The sequence below is a fragment of the Porphyromonas sp. CAG:1061 genome, from assembly GCF_000435035.1.
Lineage (GTDB): Bacteria > Bacteroidota > Bacteroidia > Bacteroidales > Porphyromonadaceae > Porphyromonas_A > Porphyromonas_A somerae.
On sequence record NZ_HF988925.1, the window covers coordinates 30,943 to 32,514 of the forward strand.

1 protein-coding gene is annotated in these 1,572 nt (G+C 47.7%); it reads left to right on the plus strand.

Annotated features, from left to right (window positions below):
* The coding region (locus tag QVO39_RS06235) for a GH92 family glycosyl hydrolase (RefSeq protein ID WP_288171860.1) at positions 1-1,572 on the plus strand (1,572 nt) is incomplete at both ends.

The window sequence follows — 1,572 nt, forward strand, 5'->3', positions numbered from 1 at the left end:
CTACTGAGCGTTCCGTGGTATTCGATATTCACTACCCCGACTATAAAGATAATTATCTGGTGATAGATGCGATGGAGGCTCCCTGTAAGATCTCTGCAGATGAATCTCGGGGAGTGGTTACAGGATATACCACTAAGAATAGTGGTGGAGTGCCTGATAATTTTTGCAATTACTTTGTACTGACTAGTGATGTGCCATTTGAACTGGTCTCTTCCGATAGCACCACTCTAGCGATTGGTTTCCCTAGAGGTAGCAAAGTGACCCTAAGGGTGGCTAGCTCCTTTATCAGCACAGAGCAGGCTTGGCAGAATCTGGAGGAGGTAGCTGGTCGTTCTCTAAGCGAGGTGGTAGAGGAGGGGCGTGCTGAATGGAACCGTTTGCTTGGACGGCTACAAGTGAAGGGACCCGACCTCGATGATATCCGCACCTTCTACTCTACACTTTACCGTTCGCTACTCTTTCCTCGACGTTTTTATGAGGTGGATAAGGCTGGTAATATCCTGCACTACAGTCCGTACAATGGCAAGGTATTGCCAGGGTATATGTATACCGATACTGGCTTTTGGGATACCTTTAGAAGTCTATTCCCACTGCTCAATCTTTGCTATCCCGAAGAGGCGAGTAAGATGCAAGAGGGACTTGCTAATGCCTATCGTGAGAGTGGGTTCTTGCCTGAATGGGCTAGCCCTGGGCACCGTGATATAATGGTGGGGAATAATAGTGCCTCGGTAGTGGCAGATGGTTATATTATGGGACTTACCCCCAAGAAGGATGCTGAGGTGCTATGGGAGGCTGTGGTGCACGGTGCCCATAGCCGCCACCCTGAAGTGAGTGCTACTGGGCGTGCTGGATTTGAGTATTACAATAAGCTAGGATATGTGCCTTGCGATGTGGGTATTAATGAGAGTGCTGCTCGTACCCTAGAGTATGCTTATGACGATTGGTGCATCTATCAATTTGGAAAGGCACTTAATAAACCTGAGTCGGAGATTGCTATTTATCGCGAGAGGGCCATGAACTACCGCCATCTCTTTGATCCAAGCCACCGCTTGATGCGAGGAAAACTACTAAATGGAGAGTGGCAAGCTCCATTTAATCCACTTAAGTGGGGTGATGCCTTTACCGAGGGAAATAGTTGGCATTATACTTGGTCGGTATTTCACGACCCACAAGGGTTGATCAATTTAATGGGCGGTGCCTCTACATTCGTACAGATGATGGATAGTATCTTTAATGTACCTCCGCTTTTTGATGATAGCTACTACGGATTTACCATTCACGAGATCCGAGAGATGCAAATTATGAATATGGGCAATTATGCTCACGGTAATCAGCCAATTCAGCACGCTATCTATCTCTATAACTATGCTGGGGAGCCTTGGAAGGCTCAGTACCGTGTACGCGAGGTGATGAATCGCCTTTACGCACCTACGCCTGATGGGTATTGTGGTGATGAGGATAATGGACAGACTTCTGCGTGGTATGTCTTTTCGGCCATGGGCTTCTATCCTGTCTGTCCAGGGTCGCAACAGTATGTGATTGGTTCGCCTCTATTTGACGAGGTACTCGTGG